The 26,494-nt window shown below is 69.3% G+C and carries 25 protein-coding genes, 1 tRNA gene and 1 pseudogene; 13 read left to right on the top strand and 14 right to left on the bottom strand.

Going from position 1 to position 26,494, the window contains the following annotated elements; translation table 11 throughout:
- The first annotated feature begins 59 nt into the window (after window positions 1-59).
- A complete protein-coding gene (locus ACFOY2_RS44590) occupies window positions 60-794 on the top strand; it encodes a glycosyltransferase family 2 protein (protein WP_379534212.1) in 735 nt (244 codons plus the stop codon).
- 467 nt (window positions 795-1,261) lie between these two features.
- On the opposite strand, the gene ACFOY2_RS44585 is transcribed toward ACFOY2_RS44590, so the two are convergent.
- Window positions 1,262-1,819, bottom strand: a complete 558-nt coding sequence (locus ACFOY2_RS44585; RefSeq protein WP_379534211.1) for a GNAT family N-acetyltransferase — start codon at window positions 1,817-1,819, stop codon at window positions 1,262-1,264.
- On the bottom strand, window positions 1,819-2,340 hold the full coding sequence (locus tag ACFOY2_RS44580) for a GNAT family N-acetyltransferase (protein ID WP_379534210.1): 522 nt from the start codon (window positions 2,338-2,340) through the stop codon (window positions 1,819-1,821). The genes ACFOY2_RS44585 and ACFOY2_RS44580 overlap by 1 nt, the downstream gene beginning before the upstream one ends.
- A gap of 277 nt (window positions 2,341-2,617) precedes the next feature.
- On the opposite strand from ACFOY2_RS44580, the pseudogene mptB reads away from it, so the two are divergent.
- Window positions 2,618-3,772, top strand: a pseudogene (gene mptB / locus ACFOY2_RS44575) (polyprenol phosphomannose-dependent alpha 1,6 mannosyltransferase MptB); the annotation flags it as partial.
- 259 nt (window positions 3,773-4,031) lie between these two features.
- Here the strand turns inward: mptB and ACFOY2_RS44570 are convergent.
- Entirely contained in the window at window positions 4,032-6,230 is a 2,199-nt protein-coding gene (locus tag ACFOY2_RS44570; RefSeq protein WP_379534209.1) for a hypothetical protein, read from the bottom strand.
- Window positions 6,231-6,945: 715 nt separating this feature from the next.
- On the opposite strand from ACFOY2_RS44570, the gene ACFOY2_RS44565 reads away from it, so the two are divergent.
- The 4 genes from ACFOY2_RS44565 (at window position 6,946) to serS (ending at window position 10,986) form a co-directional block, all read left to right on the top strand.
- Window positions 6,946-8,148: a glycosyltransferase 87 family protein gene (locus tag ACFOY2_RS44565; RefSeq protein ID WP_379534208.1), complete on the top strand. Its 1,203-nt coding sequence runs from the start codon at window positions 6,946-6,948 to the stop codon at window positions 8,146-8,148.
- A 22-nt stretch (window positions 8,149-8,170) separates the two neighbouring features.
- Window positions 8,171-8,590 carry a DUF4446 family protein gene (locus tag ACFOY2_RS44560; RefSeq protein ID WP_357813677.1) on the top strand — a complete coding sequence of 140 codons (420 nt, stop codon included), beginning with the start codon at window positions 8,171-8,173 and terminating at the stop codon, window positions 8,588-8,590.
- Between the two features lie 62 nt (window positions 8,591-8,652).
- Window positions 8,653-9,573: a prephenate dehydratase gene (gene pheA / locus ACFOY2_RS44555; RefSeq protein ID WP_357813675.1), complete on the top strand. Its 921-nt coding sequence runs from the start codon at window positions 8,653-8,655 to the stop codon at window positions 9,571-9,573.
- 150 nt (window positions 9,574-9,723) lie between these two features.
- A complete protein-coding gene (serS, locus tag ACFOY2_RS44550; protein ID WP_379534207.1) occupies window positions 9,724-10,986 on the top strand; it encodes a serine--tRNA ligase in 1,263 nt (420 codons plus the stop codon).
- Between the two features lie 12 nt (window positions 10,987-10,998).
- Here serS and ACFOY2_RS44545 read toward each other — a convergent pair whose 3' ends face one another.
- Together ACFOY2_RS44545 and ACFOY2_RS44540 are read right to left on the bottom strand one after the other, a co-directional pair.
- Entirely contained in the window at window positions 10,999-12,306 is a 1,308-nt protein-coding gene (locus ACFOY2_RS44545) for a hypothetical protein (protein WP_379534206.1), read from the bottom strand.
- A 166-nt stretch (window positions 12,307-12,472) separates the two neighbouring features.
- Window positions 12,473-12,676, bottom strand: a complete 204-nt coding sequence (locus ACFOY2_RS44540; RefSeq protein ID WP_127938141.1) for a cold-shock protein — start codon at window positions 12,674-12,676, stop codon at window positions 12,473-12,475.
- 250 nt (window positions 12,677-12,926) lie between these two features.
- Between ACFOY2_RS44540 and ACFOY2_RS44535 the strand changes: the two genes are divergently transcribed.
- On the top strand, window positions 12,927-13,697 hold the full coding sequence (locus ACFOY2_RS44535; RefSeq protein ID WP_379534205.1) for an HAD family hydrolase: 771 nt from the start codon (window positions 12,927-12,929) through the stop codon (window positions 13,695-13,697).
- Here ACFOY2_RS44535 and ACFOY2_RS44530 read toward each other — a convergent pair.
- A complete protein-coding gene (locus tag ACFOY2_RS44530; RefSeq protein ID WP_379534204.1) occupies window positions 13,688-14,203 on the bottom strand; it encodes a bacterial proteasome activator family protein in 516 nt (171 codons plus the stop codon). The genes ACFOY2_RS44535 and ACFOY2_RS44530 overlap by 10 nt on opposite strands.
- A 5-nt stretch (window positions 14,204-14,208) precedes the next feature.
- Window positions 14,209-15,165 (bottom strand): NAD(P)H-quinone oxidoreductase, encoded by a 957-nt coding sequence (locus ACFOY2_RS44525; protein ID WP_379534203.1) that lies wholly within the window; start codon window positions 15,163-15,165, stop codon window positions 14,209-14,211.
- A gap of 153 nt (window positions 15,166-15,318) precedes the next feature.
- Between ACFOY2_RS44525 and ACFOY2_RS44520 the strand changes: the two genes are divergently transcribed.
- Both ACFOY2_RS44520 and ACFOY2_RS44515 read left to right on the top strand, forming a co-directional pair.
- Window positions 15,319-17,196 (top strand): nucleotide-binding protein, encoded by a 1,878-nt coding sequence (locus ACFOY2_RS44520; RefSeq protein WP_379534202.1) that lies wholly within the window; start codon window positions 15,319-15,321, stop codon window positions 17,194-17,196.
- A 189-nt stretch (window positions 17,197-17,385) separates the two neighbouring features.
- Window positions 17,386-18,051: a DUF2306 domain-containing protein gene (locus ACFOY2_RS44515; RefSeq protein WP_379534201.1), complete on the top strand. Its 666-nt coding sequence runs from the start codon at window positions 17,386-17,388 to the stop codon at window positions 18,049-18,051.
- A 24-nt stretch (window positions 18,052-18,075) separates the two neighbouring features.
- Here ACFOY2_RS44515 and ACFOY2_RS44510 read toward each other — a convergent pair.
- A tRNA-Ser gene (locus ACFOY2_RS44510) sits at window positions 18,076-18,165 on the bottom strand.
- 51 nt (window positions 18,166-18,216) lie between these two features.
- Between ACFOY2_RS44510 and ACFOY2_RS44505 the strand changes: the two genes are divergently transcribed.
- Complete coding sequence (locus ACFOY2_RS44505; RefSeq protein ID WP_379534200.1) at window positions 18,217-18,543, top strand: STAS domain-containing protein; 327 nt, start codon at window positions 18,217-18,219, stop codon at window positions 18,541-18,543.
- Between the two features lie 23 nt (window positions 18,544-18,566).
- On the opposite strand, the gene ACFOY2_RS44500 is transcribed toward ACFOY2_RS44505, so the two are convergent.
- The 6 genes from ACFOY2_RS44500 to ACFOY2_RS44475 form a co-directional block, all read right to left on the bottom strand.
- A complete protein-coding gene (locus ACFOY2_RS44500; RefSeq protein ID WP_379534298.1) occupies window positions 18,567-19,403 on the bottom strand; it encodes an NUDIX domain-containing protein in 837 nt (278 codons plus the stop codon).
- Window positions 19,404-19,551: 148 nt separating this feature from the next.
- On the bottom strand, window positions 19,552-20,265 hold the full coding sequence (locus ACFOY2_RS44495; RefSeq protein WP_379534199.1) for a M15 family metallopeptidase: 714 nt from the start codon (window positions 20,263-20,265) through the stop codon (window positions 19,552-19,554).
- 71 nt (window positions 20,266-20,336) lie between these two features.
- A complete protein-coding gene (locus tag ACFOY2_RS44490; RefSeq protein ID WP_379534198.1) occupies window positions 20,337-20,810 on the bottom strand; it encodes a universal stress protein in 474 nt (157 codons plus the stop codon).
- 13 nt (window positions 20,811-20,823) lie between these two features.
- Complete coding sequence (locus ACFOY2_RS44485; RefSeq protein ID WP_379534197.1) at window positions 20,824-21,093, bottom strand: hypothetical protein; 270 nt, start codon at window positions 21,091-21,093, stop codon at window positions 20,824-20,826.
- Window positions 21,090-21,503 carry a hypothetical protein gene (locus tag ACFOY2_RS44480; RefSeq protein ID WP_379534196.1) on the bottom strand — a complete coding sequence of 138 codons (414 nt, stop codon included), beginning with the start codon at window positions 21,501-21,503 and terminating at the stop codon, window positions 21,090-21,092. Before ACFOY2_RS44480 ends, ACFOY2_RS44485 begins: the two co-directional genes overlap by 4 nt.
- Window positions 21,500-23,308 (bottom strand): MDR family MFS transporter, encoded by a 1,809-nt coding sequence (locus ACFOY2_RS44475; RefSeq protein WP_379534195.1) that lies wholly within the window; start codon window positions 23,306-23,308, stop codon window positions 21,500-21,502. The genes ACFOY2_RS44480 and ACFOY2_RS44475 overlap by 4 nt, the downstream gene beginning before the upstream one ends.
- A 97-nt stretch (window positions 23,309-23,405) precedes the next feature.
- Here ACFOY2_RS44475 and ACFOY2_RS44470 point away from each other — a divergent pair, with 97 nt between their 5' ends.
- The 3 genes from ACFOY2_RS44470 to ACFOY2_RS44460 all read left to right on the top strand — a co-directional run bounded on the left by ACFOY2_RS44470 (window position 23,406) and on the right by ACFOY2_RS44460 (window position 26,473).
- Window positions 23,406-23,969: a TetR/AcrR family transcriptional regulator gene (locus ACFOY2_RS44470; RefSeq protein WP_379534194.1), complete on the top strand. Its 564-nt coding sequence runs from the start codon at window positions 23,406-23,408 to the stop codon at window positions 23,967-23,969.
- A 137-nt stretch (window positions 23,970-24,106) separates the two neighbouring features.
- Window positions 24,107-25,417: a glycoside hydrolase family 6 protein gene (locus ACFOY2_RS44465; RefSeq protein WP_379534193.1), complete on the top strand. Its 1,311-nt coding sequence runs from the start codon at window positions 24,107-24,109 to the stop codon at window positions 25,415-25,417.
- A 66-nt stretch (window positions 25,418-25,483) separates the two neighbouring features.
- The gene (locus ACFOY2_RS44460) at window positions 25,484-26,473 is read left to right on the top strand and encodes an LLM class flavin-dependent oxidoreductase (protein ID WP_379534192.1); all 990 of its coding nucleotides are present in this window, start codon (window positions 25,484-25,486) and stop codon (window positions 26,471-26,473) included.
- Window positions 26,474-26,494: the final 21 nt, after the last annotated feature.

Below are 26,494 nucleotides of genomic sequence, written 5' to 3'. Positions count from 1 at the left end.
GTCGCGGACTGTTCGCGGCGAGGTAAGCCTGTCGGCTTCCCAAACGGAGGTGACGCTCAGTGAGCAGCGGCGAGACCGCGGTCATCATCCCGGCCGTCAACGAGGTCGATCGGATCGCGACCACCGTCAGGACGGCCGCCGCCCTCCCCGGCGTCGACCTCGTCATGGTCGTGGACGACGGCTCGGCGGACCAAACGGGCAGGGTGGCACGTGCGGCCGGCGCCCGGATAGTTCGTCACAGCCGCAACCGGGGCAAGGCGGCAGCGATGGAGACGGGAGCGGAGGCCGTCCGACTCTTTGACGAGGCGGACGTCACCCCTCGCCACCTGCTCTTCCTCGACGCCGACCTGGGCGAGACGGCCAGCGCCGCCGCCCCCCTCATCGAGCCCGTACGCGCGGGCGAGGCCGACATGACCATCGCGGTGTTCACGACCAGGATCAAGCTCGGGGGCCACGGCTTAGTCGTACGTCTGTCGAAAGAGGGCATCCGCCGAGCCACCGGCTTCGAGCCCCGCCAGCCGCTGAACGGCCAGCGCTGCCTCACCAGGGCCGCATTCGAGGCGGCCAGACCGCTGGCGCACGGGTTCGGCGTGGAGACCGCGCTGACCATCGACCTGCTGCGCAAGGGGTACCGGATCGCCGAGGTCGAAGTGGACATGTCCCACCGGGCCACGGGGACCGACTGGCGGGCGCAACTTCACCGCGCAAAACAATTGCGGGACGTAGCACGCGCGCTGGCCACCCGCGACCCCCTCGTCACCCAAAACCTCGACAAACTCCGCCTCACCCGCTAACACCCCCACCCCTCACGGCCCGGTTCTCTGGGCCGCGCACTCGTCTTGGCGCTGTTCTCTGGGCCGCGTCCGTCCTGGTCCTGTCTTCCGGGCCGTACCTGGGGTTTCGGTAGTGCTGAGGGAATTTCGGTCGGATACAGCCATGGCCTGCGTTGGGACATGGTCGGCATGTGCTGCGACTGCGATGCCGACCTGACTGTCCAGCTTCACGATGGTGGCACCCGGTATCCGGTGGTGGTTCCGACCGTCCGGCATGGTGAGCCGTCGTACTGGTTCGACGCGACGTGTAGGGTGCGGCGTCCGGAATGAAGGACCGTTCGCGCGCCGCCGGTGTGATCGAAGGCGCGCCACCTGGCGGCCGACCGGCGCTGGGGCCTGATCAATCCGCTTTCTCAAGAGGAATTGCGCCCTTCCCAGGCCGCCCGTTGGGCGGGTGGTCTGGGAAGGGCTGTGGTGCCGCGGGCGTGTCAGACGCCAAAGGCGGCGGGGTACTGGATGATGCCGGTCGGGACCGGGCGGGTGCCGTCGAGGGCCATGGCCATCATGGCCTCATCGGGTGCCTCGAAGGGCGCTTGGATGCCGAAGCGGGAGGCGGGGGTGAAGCCGAACCTCGGGTAGTAGCCGGCGTGGCCCAGGACGAGGATCAGGTTCTCTCCTATGGCGCGGGCGGCGTCCAGGGCGGCGCGGATGGCGGCGGAGCCGGCGCCGGTGCGCTGGACCTGGGGCGGGACGGCGCACGGGCCCAGTGCGAGGGCGGGCCGGCCGTCGACGTGGCAGCGGGTGAGCAGTGCGTACCCGGCCGGGGTGCCGTCGGGTGCGGTGGCGACCATGGACAGTCCGTCGATCCATGCCTTGGGGTCGGCGCGCAGGGCGTCGACGAGGTCGGCTTCCAGAGCCGTGGGGAAGGCGGCGAGCAGGATGTCGCGGATGGCGGGGATGTCCGCGGTGGTCTGCGGGCGGGTGGTCCAGGTGGGCATGGCGGTCCTGTTCTCGGTGGCGTTGGGGGTGTCGTGGTGGGGGATCATCACCGTGAGTGGTCCGGACTCGTGACCCTGAAGTGGGCCAGGTTCTCCTCGTCGTCTTCGGTGGCCCACCGGTGGAAGCCGGCTTTCTCCAGCACGCGGACCGAGGACGGGTTGGACGGTTCCACATTGGCGAACACGGTGTGGACCTCAGGCGTGGTGAGGGCGAACTCTGCCAGGGCCTGGGTGGCTTCTGGGGCGTAGCCCCTGCCGCGGCGGGAGGCCACGATGCCGTATCCGATCTCGAGGGCGCCCTCGCTGGGCGGCCAGAACAGGCCGGCCGAGCCCACCACCAAGCCGCTCGCGCGCTCGATGATCAGACGGTGGCCGTATGCCCCGAGCCAGGCGGGATGCCGGCCGAAGAGGCCCGCGACCACGCGATCGCCTTCGGCGGGGAAGTCGTCTGCCCAGTGCGTGGACCGGGTGTCGTCGAGGACCGCGGTGGCCTCGCTCGTGGTCCAGGGACGCAGGATCAGGCGCTCAGTGATCATGTCGGCGTGGGCGGGTGAAGAAGAGGAAGACACGTGTCTCTCCTGGTCGTTGGAACGACCCGGGCCGCGCTCTGCTATAGCGCGGGCCGGATGAGGACATGCTGATGAGGCCCGACGGCGGCCATATTCATCAACCTCCTCATCCCGTGATCACGCGTTCCTCGCGCTGGGGCGACGGTAGTAGCTGCTTCTCAGCCTGGGCAACACATTTTCGGGCCGCCGGCCGGGGGCTTCTCGCCGCTGACGGTCGTATCTCTTCGGTGGCCCCTTATCCACAGCCCGCCACCACCTGGCAGAACCCACTTCGGGAGTGTGCTGGAATTTCCCGGTGACTTCGCAGACGCGGCACCAACAGGCACGAGGCCGGCTCACCGGGCTGGCCACGGCGGCGATCGGCGCCTCGATCCTGCTGACGATCGTCATAGGCCTGCTCGGCCCTTCGGCAATGGTTCCCGCCCTGAGCGGCCCAGCCTGGCAACCGCCGTACTCACTCCACGTCAACCCCAACCCATACCTGGTGATCGCCCTGGCAGCGATCACACTCGTCCTGGGTGGCCTCGGCCTCCTGGCCGCCCTGACCGTACTGAGCCGCTCAGTCACGCCCCACCTCGGCCGCAGCACCGCGGAGACCGCACGACTGCTGGTGCTTATAGGCTGCGCAGCCGCCACGGTTCTGACGTTCCTGCCCCCCTCAGGCTCGGGCGACCACCTCAACTACGCCGTCTACGGCCGCATGGTGACCCTGGGCCTCAATCCGTACACCCATGGCGCAATCGACCTACCAGGCGACGTCATCGCCGATGCCGTCGAAGAGCCTTGGCGGGAGGAGCCGAGCGTCTACGGCCCGGTGGCCACGGTCGTACAGGCGGTGGCGAGCTGGATCGGCGGCGATTCGCTCAGGTTGACGATATTCGTGCTGGCCCTCTTCAACGCCGCCGCTTTCATCGCCACAGGCCTGCTGATAGACCGCTTCACCAGAGACGACCCGGCCAGACGGCTGCGGGCGGCGCTGCTGTGGACGGCCAACCCGCTCCTGCTCTACCACCTGGTAGCGGGCATGCACGTCGACACCCTCGCCATCGCCTGCATGGTCGCCGCACTCCTGGCCAGAAGCCGTCCCGTGGGCGCGGGCGCCCTGCTCGGGCTGGGCGTGGCAATCAAGGCCAACGCCGGCCTCGTGGCCCTCGGCCCCGCCTGGGAACTCCGCCGCCGCCCCGCACGCCTCGCCCTCATGGCAGCCTGCGCCCTGGCAGTGGTGATCACCGGGTACGCGATCGCCGGCTCCGAAGCACTGGCACCAGTCACCCGGGCCAGCAAGTCGATCTCACATGCCTCGTTCTGGAAACTCGTCCAGGGCTGGTTCCAATCCATCGTGGGCACAGGCAGCGCCTACCGAACGGAAATCCAGATCGGCTCTCTCCTGCTCCTCGCACTCATCGCCTGGTCACTCCTCCGCCTGGCCGCCTCCCGCCGCCCATCGACAAGCGACTCAGGGCCCGGGTTGGAGGCGCCAGTAGTGGCCGCTGCCCTGGCGGTGGCCTACATCTTCGCCACCCCGTACATCCTCCCCTGGTACGAGGGCCTCGCCCTGGGGCTGCTGGCGCTGGTGACGGCGTCTGCGGTGGACCGCTTCATGGTCGCCCACCTGGCGGTCCTGTCGCTGGCGTATCTGCCCGCCAGAATCGAGGGGCCGCCCGCGGACCTCGATTGGCTCAGAACCGTCGTCAGACCTCAGCTCGCGTGGGTCCTGCTGGCTCTGACCGTGGCGCTGGTTCTTTGGGCGTGGCGAGCTGCAGCGCGCGAACGCAGGCGGCAAGCGTCAGCGGCACGGCTACCGTCAGCGCCATAGCCGGGATGGCGATGCCTGAGTCGTTCATGAGGAAGCCGATGAAGGCACACGTGAGAGCGCCGAACAGCCCCGCCCTGAGCATCGGGGCCAGGTCGTAGGCCTGGCCGAGCGCGGAGGCGCCCCAGCGCGACGGGCGGGCGAGCACCAGGTACAGGAAGGCCAGCGCGACCAGCGAGAGGAGGGTCAATGACCAGTTGCCGACGGTTACCCCGATCATGGCGCCGAACTTGCGTCCGATGACCGTCCACGCCTGACCGTCGATGATCTGCTGCACGAAGTTGCCCAGATGGGTGCGCTCGGCCTCTGGACGCAGCCAGTCGGAGACCGAGAGGGCGCCCACCAGCGCGGTCCCCACCAGGCTGACGAGCAAGAGGCTGAGTATCGACACACGCTTGCCGGAAAGCAGTATGAGAAAGACGGCCAAGCCGACCACGAACGCCGGAACCCCGCCGAAGTCGGCACCCCACGAAGGCCACCCATCCGCGAAGACCGCGAACGCCCCGTACACCGCACACAGCACCACGACGACGACCCTGGACACCCCACGGCCGAGCAGCCACTGCCCCACCCCGGCCAGCCCGAGGATGGTGCCGGTGGCGTAGACGGCGAAGGCGATGTTGCTGAACCCGTAGAACCGCCCTCCGGTCACGGGCTCGTACCCGGTCACCGCGTTCACCTGGAGTTTGGAGCCGGTCATGACGTCGATGATGAGAGCGAGCGAGGTGACGGCGGCGACCACGGTCAGGGGGCCCAGTACGTGAGCGCGCCAGGGCCCGGCGAAGGCCGCGGCGGTGATCAGCCCGGCGATCCCGACGATCGTCACGATCACCGACACCATCGGCACCGGCAACGTCCACCACGGCACCAACTGCGCCAGGAACGTGGCGACGGGAATGGCCCCACTGACCACCGCCACGATCTGAACGGATTTCAGAAGTTTGGAGGCACTGGCCAAAGCGACAACCGAGGACGGCTGGAGGCCCTGGCGCTCCTGACCAGCATCCACACCCACAGACGCCCGTTCCTGATGGTCAACGTCCTTCTCACTCGCGGAGGATGGGGGGCGTCGGTGAGGGTCGGCCTCTCCTGCGCTTGAGGGCGGCTGGTCGCGATGGTTGAGGTTGTTCTCTGCGCTTGCGGAGGGGGTGACGGAAGACGCGTGGTTCTGACCGGCGGTGGCCGTGGCCTCACTCGCGCGGAAGCGGTTGCGGGAACGACGGCGGAGGGCGAGGGCCGCCCAAGCGTAGAAGAGGAGCTGCAACGTCACGAGCACCGTGAAGAACGGCCCCCGAACCTCTCGGAGGACCTGGCTGGCCAGGTCCGCGTCCGCGAGGTCGGTCACGGTGTCGGCCGGGGAGGCGGGAGCGGCCCCGACGGACTGCCATGGGCGACCGACAACCTCACGCGTGGAGGGAAGGCCGAGCACCTGGATGGCGGTGGCCGTGAGGTCGGTGATCGTGACCAGGGCGTCCTGGCGGGTGGAGGTGGCGGTGAGAGAGCCGTGCTGGAACGGCTGCCCGCTCGCGGAGGGCCCGGCGGCGACCGCCACGTGGAGGTGGGCGTTCGGTGTCACGTCGGAGACGCCGGCCAGCAGGATGGTCGTGTTGGGCGGCAGCTTGCCGATCAGGGCGCCGATCTGCTGGTCCGCCTGCGCGACAGCGGCTTGGCGGAGGGCTGCGGGCAGCGGGATCGGGACGCCGTGCTCGTCCGGCGGCTGCCGCATCCAGGCGTTGGCGAGGTCGGCGGCTTCAAAGACGATCAGGTTGTAGGGGCTGAGGTCGCCGAGGGCACCTAGCGTCGGAGCATAGTTGGCAATATTTCCCGACTTGTCCGCCCCCGCCAGCGCGGCCCCCGGCCCAACGGCCGCCACTTTGCCACCGCCGCCCGTCACCAGTCCACCGAGGGTGCCAAGCTGAGCGTTGTACCCAGTTTCGGCCTGGAATGCGGTCAACGCCGACCAGTTCGGGATGGCGGCTCCCTGGCCGCCCGTCGACTGGGGTGTGGGGATCGGCGAGCAGCCCCTGCCCTCCGTACCGGCCCGTTGCCCCGCCGAAACGGTCAACCATCCGGCCACGGGGCAGGTGGTCCCACGGTCCGGGGGCGGGACGGCCCGGGTCGAAAGCGACGCCGAGGCCCCTTCGCCGACGAGACGCCACATGTTGGGCGTGCGTGCCTGGTCCAGATCGCTCCATTCCAAGCCAGGCACCCCAACGAGCGCAACCCGCCCGCCCACGACCTGCCTCTGCCCGGCAGTTCCTTGCCCGGCGGGCTCCTGCCCCACGGGCAGCCCTTGGCCGGCCCGCCCCTGCGCCCCAGATACTTGCTGGGGCAGCCCAAGGGCGATCGTTCCTTGCGCCGCGGGTCCATTGGCGGTCGCGGCCATCGCCGGCGCGCTGGGCGCTACGAGGGCCGCCAGGGTGACGAGCAGAAGGACGGGAAGGAGGCGGGTGATTGCTCGGCGACCGTGGGGCGCCTGTTCCATGGCACGCCACACCGATGCGCGCTGCGATGGTTCGCGTGGCGTCGATGTGAGCAGCGCTGATGGGTGTTGCGGTGACGCAGGTTGCGCTGATGCGTGCTGAGGTGATGTGTGTGGGGCGGACGCAGGCTGCGTCCGGGGGTGTTCCGTCCGAGGGTGGTGTGGGTGTTGTGACGAGTGTGGCCTGTCGTGGGGGTGCTCATGGCGCTCCCCGTACCGGCCTTGAGGCGGGTACGGTGTGGCGTTCGGCATGTATGGACCCCCAGAGTCTTCCCCTCGAACGACAACAGCCACGGTAACGTGCCACATCGTGACAAGTGGCGAGGTACAGGTGACACAGCGGCAGTGGTGGGCGTGGGCCGTCGCGGTGCTCGTGGTCGCGGTGGCCGCGGCGCCGTTGGTTCACATGTGGCTCACCAACCCGGACGATCAGCGACTGGTCGACCTGGATGTTTACCGTACCGGCGGGCAGATGCTGCTCGACGGTCGGCCAGTGTACGACTATTTCACGCCGGCACCTCAACTGCTGCCGTTCACGTATCCGCCCATCGCGGCCATGCTGGCCGTGGCGCTGGCCAAGATGTCCTGGGAGACGGCCCAATGGGTGTGGACGGCCGGGATCTTCGCGGCGTTGGGCGTGACCGTGTGGTTCGCGTTCAGGCAGGTGTTCCGGCCGGAGTTGCGCAAGTACGCGCCGTGGCTGGTCGCGCTGCTCATGGTGGCCTGCACGTACCTGATGCCGATCAGGGACCAGGTGCGGTTCGGGCAGGTGGACATCCTGCTGGTCGCCCTGTGCCTGGCGGACGTGGCGGCGAAGCGGCCGTGGTGGCCCCGGGGGTTCCTGATCGGGCTGGCGACGGCGGTGAAGCTGACCCCGGGTGTGTTCCTGATCTACCTGTTGATCACCAAGCAGTGGCGGACGTTCTTCATGGCGACGTTCACGGCGGCGGTTCTCACACTGCTGCCGTTCGGGGTGATTCCGCGGGACGCGGCCGACTACTGGTTCTCGGCGCTGCTTGATCCGGAACGGCTGGGCGCGAACGCGGCCACGACCAACCAGTCGATCCGCGGCATGCTGATCCGGCTGTACATGGACGAAACGCTGACCTTCGTGATCTGGGCCGCGATCGTGGCCGCGGTCGGGTGGTACGGGTTCCGGGCCGCGCGCGACGCGTACAAGGCGAACGATTCGATCACCGCCGTCGCGCTCGTCGGTCTGATGGCGGTGCTGTTGTCGCCCGTCGCCTGGATCCACCACCTGGCCTGGGTGGTTCTGGTGCTCGGGGCGATCGTGGGCGACGGACGCGATCCGATGCGGCTGAAGGTGGCGGCGGGGGTGTGGCTCTACTACGTGGTGCCGGTTCCCTGGTGGGGGGTTTCGCTGAAGGCGGCGGACATCCCCGTGGTCAGCGTGGTGTTCGGGAAGATCGTGCAGAACGGGTTCGGGCTCGGGGCGTTGGTGCTGGTGTGGTTGTTGGCGTCCTGGGTGCCGAAACGGCGGGAGATCGCCTGACTCAACCATTACCCTCTGTGTCGTGCTCATTACGACATGGGTCATCGTGGGCGTCGTCGCCGGGGTCAGTGGCGTGCTCATCGGGCATCTGGCGCTGAGACAGGCCAGAGCCGCAGTGGAAGACTGCCAGCGGTTGCTCGCCAGGCAGTCGAGCGAGGGCATGGGCGATCTCAGGGCCATCAGGGACGTGGCCGTCTGCCGGTATGACGCCCTGTCGGAGATGTCCGGGCGGTTGTCGTTCTCCGTGGCGATGATCAACGGGCTGGGCGATGGCATCGTCCTGACCTCGATCAACGGACAGACCGAGACGCGCACCTACATCCGCCCCGTAGTCGGGGGAAAGGGGCAGACGCCGCTGTCTCCCGAGGAGGAAGAGGCCGTACGGGCGGCCAGGCTCGGGATCGGGCCCCTGATCACGTCCAAGGCGTCTGGGCTGCTGTAAAGCCTGACGCCGCCTGGCCGAAAACCGCCACAGGTGCCTCAACCTGCGGATACTCTTGATGCATGCCCAGACTCGCCTATCTCGGGCCGGAGGGGACCTTCACCGAAGAGGCCCTGCGGCTCCTCGACCCCACCGCCGAGCGCCTGCCCTGCGCCACGGTGAGCGCCGCGCTCAACGCCGCCCGCACGGGTGACGCCGACGGCGCCGTCGTTCCGCTGGAGAACTCCATCGAGGGCGCGATCACCACGACGCTCGACGAGTTCGCCTGGGGCGAGCCGTTGCTGATCACGGCCGAGCTGCTGCTGCCCGTGCAGTTCTCGCTGCTGGCCAGACCCGGCACCGAGATCCCGCACATCAAGCGGGTCTACACGCATCCGGCGGCCATCACCCAGTGCCGCGCCTTCATCTCGCGCGAGCTGCCCGACGCGGTCGTGGTGGCCGCGCCCTCGACGGCGGCGGCGGCCCAGGAGGTCTCGCTGCCGGGCTCGCCGTACGACGCCGCCATCGCCGCCCGCATCGCCGGCGAGCACTACGGGCTGGTCGAGGTGGCCGGCGGCATCGGCGACCGGTCCGACACCGTGACCCGCTTCGTCAAGGTGAGCCGATCGGGGCCGCTGCCGGAGCCGACCGGTTCCGATCGCACCACGCTCGTGGTGTTCCTCGCCGACGACCACCCGGGCGCGCTGCTGGAGATGCTGACGGAGTTCTCCGTACGCGGGGTCAACCTGACGCGCATCGAGTCGCGGCCGACCCGGAACGGCATCGGGCGCTACTTCTTCCACTTCGACTTCGAGGGGCACGTCGCGGACGCCCGGGTCGGGGAGGCCCTCGCGGGGCTGCACCGCATCTGCGGCGAGGTGCGCTTCCTGGGCAGCTATCCGCGAGCCGACGGGGTCGCGCCGAAGATCAAGCGGGGTACGGGCGACGCGGAGTTCGCCGAGGCGGGCGAGTGGCTGGCCCGCATCCGCGCCGGCGAGCTCTGAGCCCCGGCCGCTTCTGAGGGTCGCAGGGCCAGGCGATCCAAGGGCGGAGGCGTCCGATAGGGCGGGTCTGAGACGGAGCTGGGCTGGGTTGATGAGGGCAGACCGGTAATCCAGGGGCGGGCCGCCGCCGCGCGCCGGTAGCCTTTCCTTGTGATTGACCTGCGTACCCTTCGTGAGGATCCCGACCGGCTACGGGCGTCGCAGCGTGCCCGCGGTGAGGACGACTCCGTCGTCGACACGCTGCTCGACCTCGATGAGCGCCGCCGATCCGCGCTGACCTCGTTCGAGTCTCTGCGCGCCGAGCAAAAGAGCATGGGCAAGTCGGTCTCCAAGGCGCAGGGCGAGGAGAAGGCCGCGCTGCTGCAGCGGGCCAAGGAGCTCGCGAGCCAGGTCAAGGCCGCCGAGTCCGATGCGGAGAAGCTGGGCGGCGAGCTCGACGAGCTGCTGCAGACGGTGCCCAACATCGTCGAGGAGGGCGCGCCGGAGGGCGGCGAGGACGACTACGTGGTCCTTGAGACCCATGGCGAGCCGCGTACGTTCGACTTCGAGCCCAAAGACCACCTGGAGCTGGGCGAGGCGCTCGGCGCGATCGACATGGAGCGGGGCGCCAAGGTGTCCGGCTCGCGGTTCTTCTTCCTCAAGGGCGCCGGCGCGCGCCTGCAGCTCGGCCTGCTCAACATGGCCATGCAGCAGGCCATCGAGGCCGGGTTCATGCCGATGATCACGCCGGTGCTGGTCAAGCCGGAGACCATGCAGGGCACGGGTTTCCACGTGGCCCACGACAAGGAGATCTACCGGCTCCCGGAGGACGACCTCTACCTGGTCGGCACGAGCGAGGTGGCGCTGGCCGGCTACCACGCCCAGGAGATCCTCGGCGGTGACGAGCTGCCGCTGCGGTACGCGGGCTGGTCGTCGTGCTTCCGTCGCGAGGCGGGCTCGTACGGCAAGGACACCAGGGGCATCATCCGGGTCCACCAGTTCGACAAGGTCGAGATGTTCTCCTACGTACGCCCGCAGGACGCCCACGACGAGCACCTGCGGCTGCTCGCCTGGGAGAAGGAGATGCTCGCCAAGATCGAGGTCCCCTACCGGATCATCGACACCGCCGCGGGCGACCTCGGCATGTCGGCCGCCCGCAAGTTCGACTGCGAGGCGTGGATCCCCACCCAGGGCCGCTACCGCGAGCTGACCTCGACCTCCAACTGCACGGAGTTCCAGGCCCGCAGGCTCGCGGTCCGCTATCGCGACAAGGACGGCAAGCCGCAGCACGTCGCCACGCTCAACGGCACGCTGGCCACCACCCGCTGGATCGTCGCGATCCTGGAGAACCACCAGCAGGCCGACGGCTCCGTGGTGGTTCCCCAGGCGCTGCGCCCGTTCGTGGGCCTCGACGTCCTGGAGCCCGCCAAGTAGAGGGGCTCGTCGTCACGTGAGGGGAGCGGCCTTCCTGATCAGGAGGGCGCTCCCCAGCACCACGAGCCCCGTCAGCAGCACGGCGCACGTGACGGCGGCCCAGTACGCTCCGGGCGTACCCGCCGACCAGCCCACGAAGGGCAGGTAGACGGTCGCGAACACCAGTGGCGCCCCGATCACGCCGACCGCCGCGTTCACCGGCTGCGCCCGGCCCGCGAACGCCAGCACCAGGCACACCATGCCGCCCACGATGGCCGCCAGCAGGCCCGCCCAGGTCAGCCCCACCTCCCAGAACTCGGAGCCGGAGAACGGGCTGAGGTCCCCGCTGAAGGCGGCGTACAGCCCCAGGCAGGTGGCCGCGGCGAACCCGATGTAAACCCGCGGATACTGCCGCAACCGCGCTCCGATCCCGCCGAAGAGCATGCAGGCGGCGAGGAGGAGCGCCACGTTCCGTTCGGGGGTCAGGTCGAGCGCGGGGACCTCGGCTCCTGGCCAGCCGACCCGCCGCCACGTACCGGACACGTCGCGGACCAGGATGCCGTCCAGGCCGTTCGCGACGACGACCACGTGCCCTCCGGGTCTGGCCTGCACGCCCAGACCCATGGAGTAGCGCCCGTTCAATCCAGAATTACGCCTGTTCAACCGGGCGAAGTCATCCCCGTTCATCTCCCACGACGGCCCCCACGTCTTGCCGCCGTCGTCGGACTGCTCGACGGCCATCCGGCCCTCGACCACCCGGTAGCAGCGTGTGGCCTGCCCCGGCACGCAGCCGGCGCTCTGGGGCGCCTCGACGGGGGCGGTGCCGTCCTCATGGGTCTGCGACCATGTGACCCCGCCGTCCGATGAGCTCTGTCCCGGGGCGGACCAGACGCGGACGACGATCCGGTCCCCGTCCACCTCGACGGCATGGGCGGTGGGCAGTTGGGCCGCCGACGTGGCGGTGACCGCGAGCACGGCCAGCGGCATGACGACGATGATCCGCCGGCGTTCTGAGCCGCCGTGGAGGGTGCGCCGGCGTACCCACCAGGCCAGGGCGAGCGCGGGCAGGGCGAGCAGGTCCGTGGGATCGGCCAGGACGCGCGAAGGGCCCGCCACGAGGGTCCAGAGGTGGGAGGCGACCTCCGCGCCCGTCTCCGTGCTCTTCACGAGCGTGAAGAGCGCTCCGGTCAGCACGGTGGCCGCCAGGTCGGCCCGCCGCCAGAACAGCAGCGCCAGCAGCGCGGGGGCCACGACGAGCCCGGCGACGTCGCTGAGCTTGCCCGTGATGAGGCCGGGCCAGGACTGCTTGAGCAGGTGGTCGTTGATCAAGAGCACGAGCACCCCGGCAACGGTCACGGGGTGGCATAACCACGCGTACCTCATATACAGCTCGATGGCTGAGGAGGCCGAACGGTTCAGGGGCCATCACATCCGTGACCAACCCGACACAAAGCAAAAGACCGAGGCCCGCTGGGAGCGAACCCCGGTCTTGCCGGCTGACTACAGGTCAGACGGCACGGACCTGAGAGGCCTGCGGCCCCTTCTGGCCCTGCGTGATCTCGAATTCGACCCGCTGGCCGTCTTCGAGGCTACGGTAGCCACTGCCGACGATCTCGGAGAAGTGCACGAACACGTCCGGCGCACCGCCGTCCGGGGCGATGAAGCCGAAGCCCTTCTCGGCGTTGAACCACTTGACGGTTCCCTGAGCCATAAAAGCTCTCCCTCAGGATGTGAATCTATGGGACCCACACCTCGTGGGTCCCGGTGTGTCGTACAGCAAGCACCCGGGGTGGCTCAGACAAAGTCATGCTGGTTTTCACTACGGGATCAGCTAATACAACGCCATCACATCTAACACCATTCTGGAGCGTTGGTGTTCCCGTCCCAACGAAGATTTCTGTCAGGCGGCATCACCGGGCAAACTGGAACCTGTTATGCAGAGCCTTCCCGAGCCACGTCTTGTGGCCACCGACCTCGACGGTACTGCCTTGCGCACCGACGGAACCGTGTCTCCCCGCACTGTCATGGCCTTCGGCAAAGTCGAGGAATCAGGGGCCGCGCTGGTGTTCGTGACAGGGCGTCCGCCCCGCTGGGTTGGCGGGGTGGCGGCAGCCGTCCGTCATCGTGGCGTCGCCATCTGTGCGAACGGAGCGCTGATCTACGATCTCCATACCGAACAGATAGTGGAATCTCACCTGATCACGGTCGATGTTCTCGAGGAAGTCGTCGCTCAGCTAAGAGCGAACGTGTCCGATCTCGTATTTTCGGTCGAGTATGAATCTGGTTTTGCGCATGAGTCAGATTTCCTCCTCGGTGGCCTGGATCGGGATGCGGGAACCGTACGTGTGGATTCGGTCACCGCACGCCCATGCGCCAAGCTACTGGCACTACATCCAGGTATGAGCGCGGACGACTTGCACGTCACCGTTCACGAACTAGTCGGACATCTGGTGACGGCGACGCACTCCAGCCGCAGAGGGCTGATCGAGATGAGCGCCCAAGGTGTGACGAAGGCGACAGCCCTGGCGGAGTTCGCCGGGCGGCTGGAGATCAAGCCCTCGCAGGTGATCGCGTTCGGTGACATGCCGAACGACCTGCCCATGCTGAGCTGGGCAGGTACGTCGTACGCGGTCGCCAACGCGCACCCCGACGTGCTGGCGGCCGTCGATCACGTGACCGCGTCCAACGACGACGACGGTGTCGCGCAGGTGATCGAACGGATCTACAGGTAGGGGCCGGAACCGCCGTGGGGCCGATGCCCCTGCTCGTCGCCCGGCACGCCGGGAAGCGCCCTGCGCATCTGCTCAAGCTGGGCACGGGCAGCCATCTGCTGCGCGAACAGCGTGGTCTGGATGCCGTGGAACAACCCCTCAAGCCAGCCGACCAGCTGGGCGTGCGCGATGCGCAGCTCGGCGTCGCTCGGCGGCGCGCCGTTCTCCTCGGTGAACGGGAGCGACAGCCGTTCGAGCTCGTCCACCAGCTCCGGCGCCAGGCCGTCCTCGAGCTCCTTGATGGAGGACTCGTGGATCTCTTTCAACCGCTTGCGGCTGGCCTCGTCGAGAGGGGCCGCGCGGACCTCCTCGAGAAGCTGCCTGATCATGCTGCCGATCCGCATCACCTTGGCGGGCTGCTCGACCAGGTTGGTGACCGAGCGGTCGTCTTCGCCGTTATCGGCCTGACCTTGGAAGTCAGGACCCACCACCACGATGTGGGGGGTGTTGTTGTCCTCAGCATTCATAACACTCACCGTACTAGCAGGATCTTGCCGACGTGCTCCCCGGAATCCAACATTCGGTGCGCTTCGGCTGCGTCCGACATGGGCACCTCCGCGTACACCACCGGTCGCACCGCACCCGCGCCGACCAGCGGCCACACGTTGTCCACAACGCTCCTGACGATCGTGCCCTTCTCGTCCACGGGACGCGAGCGCAGCGTGGTCGCGTGGACGGAGCCGCGCTTGGCGAGCAGGGCGCCCAGATCGAGTTCCCCCTTGCGGCCGCCCTGCAGCCCGATGATCACCAGTCGGCCGCCGGTGCGGAGCGCCTTGACGTTGCCCGGGAGGTACTTCGCTCCCATGATGTCGAGAATGACGTCGGCGCGAACCTTGTCGGCGAAGTCCTCCTCGCGGTAGTTGATGACCTCGTCCGCGCCGAGCTCCTTGACCCGCTCGCCCTTGGCCGCCGAGCCGACGGTCGCGACCACGGTCGATCCGAGCGCCTTGGCGAGCTGCACCGCGAACGTCCCGATGCCGCTGGCCCCGCCGTGCACCAGCAGCGTCTCGCCCCTGCGCAGCCGTCCGAGCATGAACACGTTGGACCAGACCGTGCACGCCACCTCGGGCAGCGCCGCGGCCTCCCGCAGGGGCACGCCCTCGGGCGCCGGCATCACCTGCTGCCAGGGCGCGGCTACGCGTTCGGCGTAACCGCCGCCGGCCAGCAGCGCGCACACCTCGTCGCCCGCCTTGAACTGCTCGACGTCCGCGCCGACCTCGGCCACCACACCCGAGACCTCCAGCCCCGGATAGGGTGACGACCCCGGCGGAGGGTCATAGAATCCTTGCCGTTGCAGGAGGTCGGCACGGTTCACCGCCGACGCGGTCACCTCGATGAGCACATCGCCCCGCTCGACACGTGGTTCCGGCACCTCGCGCCACTCCAGCACCTCTGGCCCGCCTGGTTCGGCGATCTCAATCGCTCGCATGCGAACCACGGTAGCGGGGCAAAGAAGTTGTGGGTTGCCGGGCTGTGCCTGAGCGCTACACGTTAATCTGCAATGTATTTGCTGCCCCTTTAGACCCACCCGAGGGGGAACACGGTGGCAAGACACGATCGAGAGGAATCTCTCGAGGAACAGTTGGCCTGGCTCGATGCCATCAAGGAGACGGAGGACACCCCCGTCCCAGTCAGCGCCTCCACTGCTTCCGTCGAGGAGCCGGTCGCCTCGCCGTACCCCAAGGACCCGTGGCTGCAGGTCACCAACCAGCCAGACACGCCGACGCCGCCGCTGTTCCGCGCGGCCGTCGACTCCGTGTACGGCCCTGCGGCGGCCGAGGAGCTCCCCGAGGAGGAGAGCGAGGCCGCCGACTGGCTCGGCACCGCCAGCTCCGGTGCCGTCCCGAAGGCCGGCAGTTCCGGTGCCGTCCCGGACTCCGGTGCCGTCCCCGACTCCAAGGCCGTCGCGAACGACGAGGCCCCCGCCGACGACCCGTTCCTGGCCCCGCTGAAGCCGCTGCCGCGCCCCGACGACACCGATCCCCACATGCTGTCGTTCACCGCGCCCCCATCCGAGCGGCAGCAGGAGGAGGACAAGCGGCCCGCCGACGAGCCCGAGCCCGCGAGCGCGGCGGAGGAGAAGCCGTCAGGCAAGGACGAGGGGAGCCCGTGGGCGGACACCCAGCCGAGAAACGAGCTGCCGAAATGGACAGTCTCTCTCCCGGGCGATGAACGTCCGAAACCGGAGGAGCCGTCCGACCCGATCTCCAAGATCGAGCCGCCGCAGTGGGGCGAGACCGACTCGGAGACCTCCGCGAAGAAGAGCGAACCCCTGCAGTGGGCGGACGCGTCGGACACCCTCCCCAGGAACGAGCTGCCCCAGTGGAGCGAGCCGGAGCCCCGGCCTGCGGAGCCCCAAGAACATCCTCAATGGGCCGAACCAGTCCAGGAACCCCCTCAGCAGTGGACCGAGCAGCAGGAGTGGCGTCCCGCCGAGCGTGAGATCCCGCCGCCGCCGGAGCGCCGCCGCCGTCCGGCCCCCGTCCCCGTGTTCACCTCCCCGCCCCGGCCCCCGGCCACCGGCAGGCCCACCGCCGAGAGCCTCAACCCGGAGTCCCTGCTACGCGGAAGGCGTAACGCCCCCTCCAAGGGCTGGCGGCGCCTGGTCTACAAGGCGTCGGGAGGCTGGATCAAGCCGGGCGAACCCCCAGAGGTGCGCCGCCGCCGCGAGCTGATGACCAGGGCCCGCACCCCGGTGACCACCGGACACCACCGCGTGGCCGTGCTCAGCCTGAAGGGCGGCGTGGGCAAGACCACGACCACGGTCGGCCTCGGCGCCACCCTGGCCCAGATGCGCGGCGACCGCGTGATCGCCGTGGACGCCAACCCCGACAGGGGCACCCTGTCCGACAAGCTCGTCCTGGAGACCTCGGCGACCGTGCGCGACCTGCTCAACGAGCGCGACCAGGTCACCCGCTACGTCGACATCAGGGCGTTCACCTCACAGGCGCCCTCACGGCTCGAAGTGCTGGCCTCCGACCGCGACCCCTCGGTCTCCGAGGCGTTCAGCGGCTCCGACTACCAGGCCGTCTCCCAGGTGCTGGAGAACTTCTACTCCATCTGCATCACCGACTGCGGCACCGGCCTGCTCCACTCCGCCATGGGCGGCGTACTCGGGCTCGCCGACCAGATCGTGCTGGTCAGCTCCCCTTCGGTCGACGGCGCAAGGGCGGCCTCGGCCACGCTCGACTGGCTGGAAGCCCACCACTACGGCGACCTGGTCAAGAACGCGACCGTGGTGCTGTGCAGCGTCCGGCCGCGCTCGAAGTCGGCGGTCGACATCAAGAAGCTGGAGGCCCATTTCGCGGCCAGGTGCCGTGCGGTGATCCGCGTCCCGTACGACCCGCACCTGGAGGAGGGCGCGGAGATCGATCTCGACCGGCTCCAGGAGCCGACCAGGGAGGCTTATCTGCACCTGGCCGCCTCCGTGGGCGACGGTTTCACGGGCATCAGGGAGTGAGTGATCTCCTCCCGGGGGGCGCGGGGGTGGCAGGGCGTCGCCTGGTCGACGGCTGACCCGGCGTCCCGTCCGGCGAATTCCTGAATCCGCATCGGCCGGAAGTACGACTTCGCCTGCGGTCGAAAGGCGGAGCGAACGCGAACCCTTCCGCCGATGAACCGCCGCCATCCCGGTTGCCACCATCGAGCCATGACCCCCACGAAGGCGGTCCGGCTCGTCCCCGCCGGACTGCTCGCCCTCAGCGTCGTCCCCGTGCTCGCGGGCGCCGTCCGCGTGGCCGAGCTGACCGGCGGTGCCGGCGTGACCCCGGACAACGCCCGTTTCTTCGCCGCACCCGTACCCGTGACGCTGCACATCGCCGGCGTCACCGTCTACAGCCTCCTGGGCGCCTTCCAGTTCGCGCCCGGCCTGCGCCGCCGCAGACCCGCCTGGCACCGGGCGGCCGGGCGGGTGCTGGTGCCGTTCGGCCTGGTCGCGGCGCTCAGCGGCGTGTGGCTGACCCTGTTCTCCGACCTTCCTGCCCCCGACGCCGGCCTGCTGACCGTCTTCCGCCTCGCCGCCGGCTCGGCCATGGCCCTCTCCCTCGCCCTCGGCCTGGCCGCGATCCTGCGGCACGACGTCGCCAGGCACCGCGCGTGGATGGCCCGCGCGTACGCGCTCGGCATGGGCGCGGGCACGCAGGCGGTGCTCCTGGCCGTCTGGAACGCGGCCACCGGCGGCCCGCCCGGCCCGTTTCCCAGGGCGCTGCTCCTCGGCCTGGGCTGGGGCGTCAACCTCGCCGTCGTCGAATGGGCCATCCGCAGGCACGTCCGGCGGGCCGTCGGTCAGCTGTTCGGAGAGGGAAAGAGGCCATGAGGGCGCTTCAGGAGCTCTGGAGCGTGGCGGAGGGTGTGGGATTCGAACCCACGAGGCCATCGCTGACCTGGCCGCTTTCAAGGCGGCTGCACTCGTCCACTATGCGAACCCTCCCGTGCGGAAACCACGATAGCGGCTGCGGTGACAGGGGTGTACGTTCAGGTGGTGGCGGATCTCAATGTCGAGGTGGAGCGCGGGCAGGAGAGCGCGCTCGTGCGCCTGGAGGGCGACCTCGACAAACTCACCGCGCCGCTGCTCAAGGAGTCCCTGGTACGGCTCTTCACCGAGGGGCGCGTGCAGATCGTCATCGACACGACCAAGCTGGAGTTCTGCGACTCGAGTGGCCTGTGGGTGCTGGTGGAGCACCAGCGCAGGGTGACCGCGCACGCTGGGGCGTTAAGTCTGGTGGGGGTGCACGGAGTGTTGCAGCGTGTGCTCGATGTGACGGGACTCAAGGCGGCGTTCGACAATGTCCGCCCGGCCAAGCTCTGAAGTGGCCCGTACGATCGAGTCGATCAGCCGCCGAGCTGCGACAGCAGCCACTTCGGGCCGATGGTTTCGGCCCCGAGCTTTTCGACCCGCTCGCGCAGCCCCCGGTCCGCCGTGACGACGACCACGTGTTCCCAGGGCTTGGCCTGATCCACCACGTCGACGATCGCGTCGTCGCCGCTTCCTGTCGCCGCCACGACCTGGATCCCGGGTACGGCGGGCGCGCTCCTGGCGGCGCCCTCCACGACCGCCACCACCCTCGGGAACCACTGCGCCAGCACCGGATGCGTCAACCGCAGCCCGGAGACGGCGTCGAGCAGCCGGGTGGCCGCCCCGAGCCGGTCACGCCACCAGCCGTGTTCGGCCCGCGCGCCGACGATGTTGGCCACGTCGAGCACGATCGTCTCAGGCCGGATCGTCCCCTGGATCTCGCTCCACGTCGCCGCGAACCCCGGATGCAGCCTCCTGTCGCCGATCTCGGGCAGCGCCAGCCAGCGCAGTTCGGTGCTCTCGCCGTTGGCGGGGGAGGCGGGCAGCCGCTCGTCCGACGCGGCGATGACCGTCTCGAACACCCACCCGCCGTGATCGTCGCGGTAGACGCCCTGCACCCGTAGCCCCTCGTCGCCGAGCGCCGCCTCTTCGCGGGCCTCGCGCAACGCGCTGGTGACGGCGTCCTCGTGGCTGTCGCGCGCGCCGCCGGGCAGCCCCCAGGTGCCGCCGTGGTGGCTCCACCAGGAGCGTTTCTGCATCAGGACGTACGGTGTGCCGCGGTCGTCATGATGAACGACGAGGAGCCCGGAAGCGCCATGCAGCCCCCAGTGCCTGTGGCCTTGGGAGCACTCGGTCCAGCCATCGCCGTCCATTGCCACCATGGCCTGATTCTCCCAGCTTCCCCGCGGGCCGCCCCAGCGTCAGGCACGACCTTGACCAAGGAGGGCCGCTCTCCGGACCCTCGGGGCACTCTCCAGAATATCCGCGTCCACCTGCGTGAATAATGCGAGGCGGTCTGCCTCAGCCGCCGCCCTTGGAGAAATGCTGATAGTCCTTGGCGCCGGACCAGTAGCCGCCCCATTCCCAGCCGACCGCGGCGAAGGCCTTGACAACCTTGTCGCCGGGATTAACCACGCCTTTACCCTTCATGGGGCGTTCGGTGAATTTTTTGGCGTTTTGGTGGGCGGTGCTGCCGCTTGCAGTGATGTATGGGTTCTCGCGGGGGTTGATGTCAATTGCTGCCCCGTACGCGTGATTGGACCAGTTGCTGGACCCGGTGGCCTTGCGGCAGTTGAAGGCGGAGGTGTTGTCGACGTCGATCGAGGCGAAGTCGTCGGCCTTGTACGCGTCCACCAGCTTCATCTGCTTGATCGGCCACCGCCAGTCGTACAGCTTCCTGAACACGGTCACGATGTCGTCGGTGACCGTGTTGCGCACGACCAGCTCGCCGGTGTGCGGTTTGTTGTCGAAGCCCCAGTACGTCAGCGTGATCAGCCGCAGGTCCCGGTAGTGGACCGGGCACCCGGGGCGCCACGAGTGCGGCAGCCGGTCGCGCGACACCTTGGTGACCTTGGCGTCGAACGTGGGCGGCGCCGTCTTGCTCGGCGTCGGGGTGGCGGCCACGGGAGCCCGTGACTGAGGCGTTTCCTGAACGGGGGCGGATGCGGCGGGCGCTGGCGACGCGGCCGACTCTCCCGCGCCGCACGCAACGGACGCGAGCGCCACGACCGCCATGGCGGCAACACGTTTCATCTAGCCACCATATGCGACATCTGGCCAGGTCAAAGCCCTTTCACCGCACACCTCTAGGGGACGATCAGCACCGTACGGCGGGCCCGTTTGGCCAGCTTGGCCGCCACCGACCCGTGCCACGTGGACCGCGACCGCCCCACCACGATGGCATCCGCCATGTAGGCACTGGCGAGCGTCTCCAGCTCTCGCGCCGTATCCCCTCGAACGCTGACGAACTGCCAGGGCACTCCAGCCCCCCGCAGCTCGTCCCGCAGGTCCTCGGTGAGGTCGGCCGCCGCGTCGGGAATGATCGGCGACCCGGCGAAGAACCACAGAGAGGCGCTGTTCAGCGACTCCACGAAGGCGATGAGCAGCGCGGCGTCGTCCCTGCGGGCGAGCCCGGCCGCGTACGCGAGCGCGTTGCGGCTCGGGCCCGACCCGTCGAAGCCCACGACGAGCAGGCCGACGCCGTCCTTGCCGATCTCGAACTGCCCTTCGGGTAGCCTGCCCGCAAGCGGCTCCCAGCCCGGATCCGTTTCGCCGAACACGGCATGTCTCGCGTCAGCTGTCGGCGTGCCGTGCTGGAGCCGAGTGGTGCTCGGCAATCAGCCCGTCGCGGGCGGTCAGTTCGCGCAGGGCGTCGGCCGCGTAGAACACGAGGGCGGAAAACGAGAGCGCGGCCAGGGCGCCGCCGAGCCACAGGTCGTTCACCGTCGCGTCCACGTAGGCCCCGCCCAGGGGCTGGTAGCCGACCGCGAACGGCGCGGCGACCAGCCACAGACCGCCGAGGAACAGCAGGACCAGGGCGGAAACGCCCAGCTTGGCCTTCATCGGTTCTCCTCCACTCCCACCAGCGGCTTGCCGTTCTGGCGGCGATCTCCAGCGGTCCTGTTCAGGTCCTCGCGCAGCGCCTCGACGAGCGGGGCCAGCAGCGCCGCCAGCTCCGCGGACGACCCCTGCGGCGCGACCGGCACGGGCTCGGGCTCCGGTTCGACCCGGCGCGGCCGTACGACCACCAGGCCCCGCGTCACCAGTTCCTCGCGGATGGCCAGCGCGAACGAGACCGCCCCCACGAGCCCCACGACGGCCACTCCGAGGCCGGTGAAGAACTCGGACTGGGTGGTGCCGGTCCAGTCGGCGTTGTCCGGCTGGCTGCCGAGAGCGAAGGGCGCGATCATCATCCACAGCCCGGCCAGGACGGCCAGGGCCGCCGCGACGGTGCCGGCGAACTTGCGAATCATTGCGAGACTCCTCCTGTCACGAGGTCTTTCTGTGGTGGCCTGGCCTGTGCGATCAGGGCGCGGGACGTGGGGCGCAGCACGTCCTTGGCGACCGATCCGGCGCGCTCACGTTCGGAGCGCTCGTCGGGCGGGGCCATTGCGGCGACGGCGGTCAGCAGCGCGGAGGGCTCGCCGTTCGCGCGCTCGATGCGCTGGGCGACGAGTTCGAGCAGCAGCCCGGCCAGGACCAGGTCGTCCTTGCTCGGCGCGGCGGGCACGGGGGCCGGCGTCGAGGCGCCGCGCAGCGGCAGCTCCTTCAGGAAGATCGCGGCCACGAAGCCGAGCAGCGCGATCGGCACGCCCACCAGGAACACGGTCTCAAGACCTCGGGTGAACGACTCCAGCACGATGTGCTTGATCGGCTCGGGGAGCCGCTGGATCTCGCCGGGGCTGCCGAGCTTGAAGTCGCCGCTCCCACCGGGCAGCCTGATGCCGGCGGCCGCGGCGAGCCCGGCCATCTCGGTCTTGATCCGGTTCGTCAGGATCGCACCGAACGCGGCCACGCCGACGGCGCCACCCAGGGAGCGGAAGAACGACACACCCGAGGTCGTGGAGGCCATGTCGCGCGGATCGGAGCCGTTCTGGGCGGCCAGGATGAGAATCTGCATGGACAGGCCCAGGCCGGTGCCGAGCACCGCCACGTCGAACCCGATGAGCCACTCGCCGGAGTCCACGTGCAGCCTGGACAGCAGGAACAGCCCCACGGCCACGATCAGCAGGCCCGCCACCGGGAAGATCTTCCACCGTCCCGTCTGGGTGACGATCTTTCCGGAGATCACGCCGCCCAGGAACAGCGCCACCACCATGGGCAGCGTCATCAGGCCCGAGGCCGTGGGGCTGAGCCCCTTGACGATCTGCAGGTACTGCGGCAGGTAGATCATCGCGCCGAACATCGCCATGCCGACGAACAGCGAGGTCAGGCTGGTGAGCACGAACGTACGGTTGCGGAACAGCCGCGGCGGCAGGATCGGGTTGCGCGCGAGCCGCTCGGCCAGCACCGCCAGCGCCAGCATGAGCAGGCTCGTCGCGACCAGGAAGTAGGTCCAGCCCGAGTTCCACGCGAACTGGTTGCCCCCGAAGGTCAGCAGCAGCATGAGGGAGCTCGCGCTCGCCGTGATCGTGGTCGCGCCCCAGATGTCGATCGAGGTGCTGCGCTTGACCTTCGGCAGCTTCAGCACCTTCTGGATCACCAGGAAGGCGACCAGGGCGAACGGGACGACGACGTAGAAGCACCAGCGCCAGCCGAGCCAGTCGGTGTCGACGATGAACCCGCCGAGCAGCGGCCCCGCGACCGTCGAGATCCCGAAGACGGCCCCCATGTAGCCGGAGTACCGGCCGCGTTCCCGTGGCGAGACGATGTCGCCCAGGATCACCTGCGCCAGCGCCGACAGACCACCCACGCCCAGGCCCTGTACGGCTCGCGCCGCGATGAGCTGTCCCATGTTCTGCGACAGCCCGGCCACCAGCGAGGCCGCGACGAACAGCCCCAGAGCGGTCTGGAAGAGCAACTTGCGTCCGAAGACGTCGGAGAGCTTGCCCCACAACGGCGTGGACACCGTCATTGTCAGCATCGTGGCCGAGGCGACCCATGAGTACTCGTCCTGACCGCCGAGTTCCCCCACGATCGTCGGCAGTGCCGTGCCCACCACCGAGGTCGAGATCATCGACGTGAGCATCGCGAGCATGAGCCCGGACATGACCTCGAGGATTTCGCGGTGGGAGTAGTGCCGCTTCGCGGGGGATGCGGCCTGTGCTTGGGCTACCAAGACACCACATCCCCTTCTTTGCAAATTTATCCGAATTGAGTATACGCCCGTTTACTAGCCGCCCGGCAAGGGGGTGTCCATTGAGTAGAGTGCGGGCATGACTGTCCAGGTGACGGGGGCGAAGCCGCGCGACCGTGAGGCCACGCGCGAGCGCATCCTGCAGGCGGCCCGGAGCCTCTTCGGTGAGCAGGGCTACGAGCGGGTGACCGTCCGCATGATCGCCGCCGCGGCCGACTCGAACATCGCGCTGGTCGGGCGCTATTTCGGGTCGAAGGCCGGCCTGTTCGGCGCGGTCCTGGAAGGCGAGCCGACCATCGCCGCGCTGTTCGAGGGCGACAGAGCGGGGCTGGCTCGGCGGCTGGCCGAGTACGCGGCCGAGCGCATGCAGCATCCGCCGGAGAGCCCGATCCTGCGTACGCTCGAACGTTCCGCCGCCGACCCCGAGGTGGCGGAGATAGCCCGCGAGCGCCTGCTCACGGCCGTGCTCCAGCCGCTGGAGGCCCAGCTCGGCGCGGGCGCCGACGTGCACGCCAGGGCGCGCATGGCCACGGCGGTCTTCCTCGGCGTCGGGGCCATGCGCCGGCGCCTCGGTCCCGAGTCGCCCACGCCCGCCGACGTCGACCGCCTGACCAAGGTGTTCGAAGCCTGCCTGGCCGGCTGAAAGTTTCACCTGTCAGGCGGGGTTGACCTGCGGGAACGTCGCCGCGGGCGATCGGAGGTCTTTGATGGACGGGTGTGACCTCCCTACGATCCGGGTGCAAGTGGGAGCGCTCCCAAGCAACGGACGGAGTAGATGTCATGTCTCGCAGAAGGCCCATGCTGGCGGTGCTCGTCGCCTCGGCCGCCGCGGCCACGGCCGGCGCGGTCATCCTGGTCACGCCCACCGCACAGGCCGCCGACTCCGCTTTCTACGTGGATCCCGGAACGAACGCCGCCAAATGGGTCGCCGCCAACCCGGGCGACAGCCGTACCCCCGTGATCAGGGACAGGATCGCCGCCGTGCCCCAGGGCCGGTGGTTCGCCACGTACAACCCGTCGACCGTGCGCAGCCAGGTCGACGCCTACGTCGGCGCGGCCGCGACGGCGGGCAAGATCCCGATCGCGGTCGTCTACGCCATGCCGAACCGCGACTGCGGCGGCGCCAGCTCCGGCGGAGCTCCCGACCACACCGCCTACCGCGCCTGGATCGACCAGATCGCGGCCGGGCTCGGCGGGCGGCCCGCCACGATCGTCCTGGAACCGGACGCGCTGGCGATCATGACCAACTGCATGAACGCGTCACAGCAGGCCGAGGTGAAGGCGTCCATGGCGTACGCGGGCAAACGGTTCAGAGCAACGTCGTCGCAGGTCAAGGTGTACTTCGACATCGGGCACGACGCCTGGCTGGGGGCCTCTGAGGCCGCCTCCAGGCTGACGGGGGCCGACGTGGCCAACAGCGCCGACGGCATCGCGGTCAACACCTCCAACTACCGGGCCACGTCCGGGCTGGTGTCGTACGCCAAGAGCGTCATCGCGGCGACCGGCGTGTCCAGGCTCAAGACCGTCATCGACACCAGCCGCAACGGCAACGGCCCGTCCGGCAGCGAGTGGTGCGACCCGGCGGGCCGCGCGACCGGCACCTGGAGCACCACGAACACGGGCGACGCCGCGATCGACGCCTACCTGTGGGTCAAACCTCCAGGCGAGGCGGACGGGTGCATCGCCGGGGCGGGACAGTTCGTGCCGCAACGGGCATACGACCTGGCCATCGCCGCCCCGCAACCCACCTCCACCCCGACTCCCACCGTCACACCGACGAGTGGTCCTTCTGGTTGCACCGCGACCTACAACGTCACGAGCCAGTGGCAGGGCGGCTTCCAGGCCGAGGTGTCGGTGAAGAACACCGGCACCTCGCCGATCGCCGGCTGGCGGGTCGGCTGGACGTTCCCGAACGGCCAGACGATCTCGCAACTCTGGAACGGCACCCTGTCAGGCAGCGGAACCGTCACCGTCACGAACCTCAACTGGAACGGCGCCCTGGCGGCCGGCGCGACCACCACGTTCGGCTTCCTCGCCAACCACACCGGCCAGAACGGCACTCCGCCCACGGTGTCCTGCACCGCGTCCTGAAATATCTGGACGCCTTCCGCTGTTGGCAAGAGCCAGGTCGAACCGCTCTGCGAAAGGCGCGAACTCATGGCTCTGCCGCTGTCCATCCTTGATCTGGCGCACATAGGCGAGGGCGAGACGGCGAGCGACAGCTTCACCGCCAGCGTGGCCCTCGCCCAGCGGGCCGAAGAGCTCGGATACCGGCGCATCTGGTACGCCGAGCACCACAACATGGACAGCATCGCCTCATCGGCGACCAGCGTTCTCATCGCCCACATCGCCGCACACACCCAGACGATCCGCCTCGGGGCGGGCGGCGTCATGCTCCCGAACCACGCCCCACTGACCATCGCCGAGCAGTTCGGCACGCTGGAGACGCTGCACCCAGGGCGCATCGACCTCGGTCTCGGCCGGGCGCCCGGCAGCGACCAGCAGACCATGCGCGCGCTGCGCCGCAGCCCGGCCTCCGCCGACGCGTTCCCGCAGGACGTTCTGGAACTCCAGGGCTACCTGCGGGGCGAGTCGCGGATCCCCGGCGTCAACGCGACACCGGGCAAGGGCACCGACGTGCCGCTCTACATCCTCGGCTCCTCCCTGTTCGGGGCCCAGCTCGCCGCCGCGCTCGGGCTCCCGTACGCGTTCGCCTCCCACTTCGCGCCCGCCGCGCTGGAGGAGGCCGTGGCGATCTACCGCAGCGAGTTCAAGCCGTCCGAGCAGCTCGACCGGCCGTACGTCATGGCGGCGCTCAACGTGATCGCGGCCGACACCAGCGAGGAGGCCCAGGAGCAGTTCCTGGAGTCGAAGCGGTACCGGGTGAGCCGGTTCCTCGGGCGGGGACGCACGTTCACGCCGGAGGAAGCCGACATGATCCTCGAATCGCCCGCCGGGCAGCAGATCGTCGGCATGGCCCAATACTCCGCCGTCGGCGACCCGGGCGAGGTCGCCGAGTACGTGGCGCGGTTCGGCGAGCACGCCCAGGCCGACGAGCTGATCGCGGTGTTCTCCGCCCCGGACAGGAAGGCATGGATGCGCTCGGCCGAACTCCTGGCCCACGCCCACGGCCTCACCCCGTCCTAAGAGGCCGGCCGCCGCACGAGG

This window comes from Nonomuraea purpurea (assembly GCF_042650645.1).
In the GTDB taxonomy this organism is placed as follows: domain Bacteria; phylum Actinomycetota; class Actinomycetes; order Streptosporangiales; family Streptosporangiaceae; genus Nonomuraea; species Nonomuraea purpurea.
The sequence above is the reverse complement of the archived record's forward strand: the minus strand, read 5'-3'. Positions and strand labels throughout refer to the sequence as shown.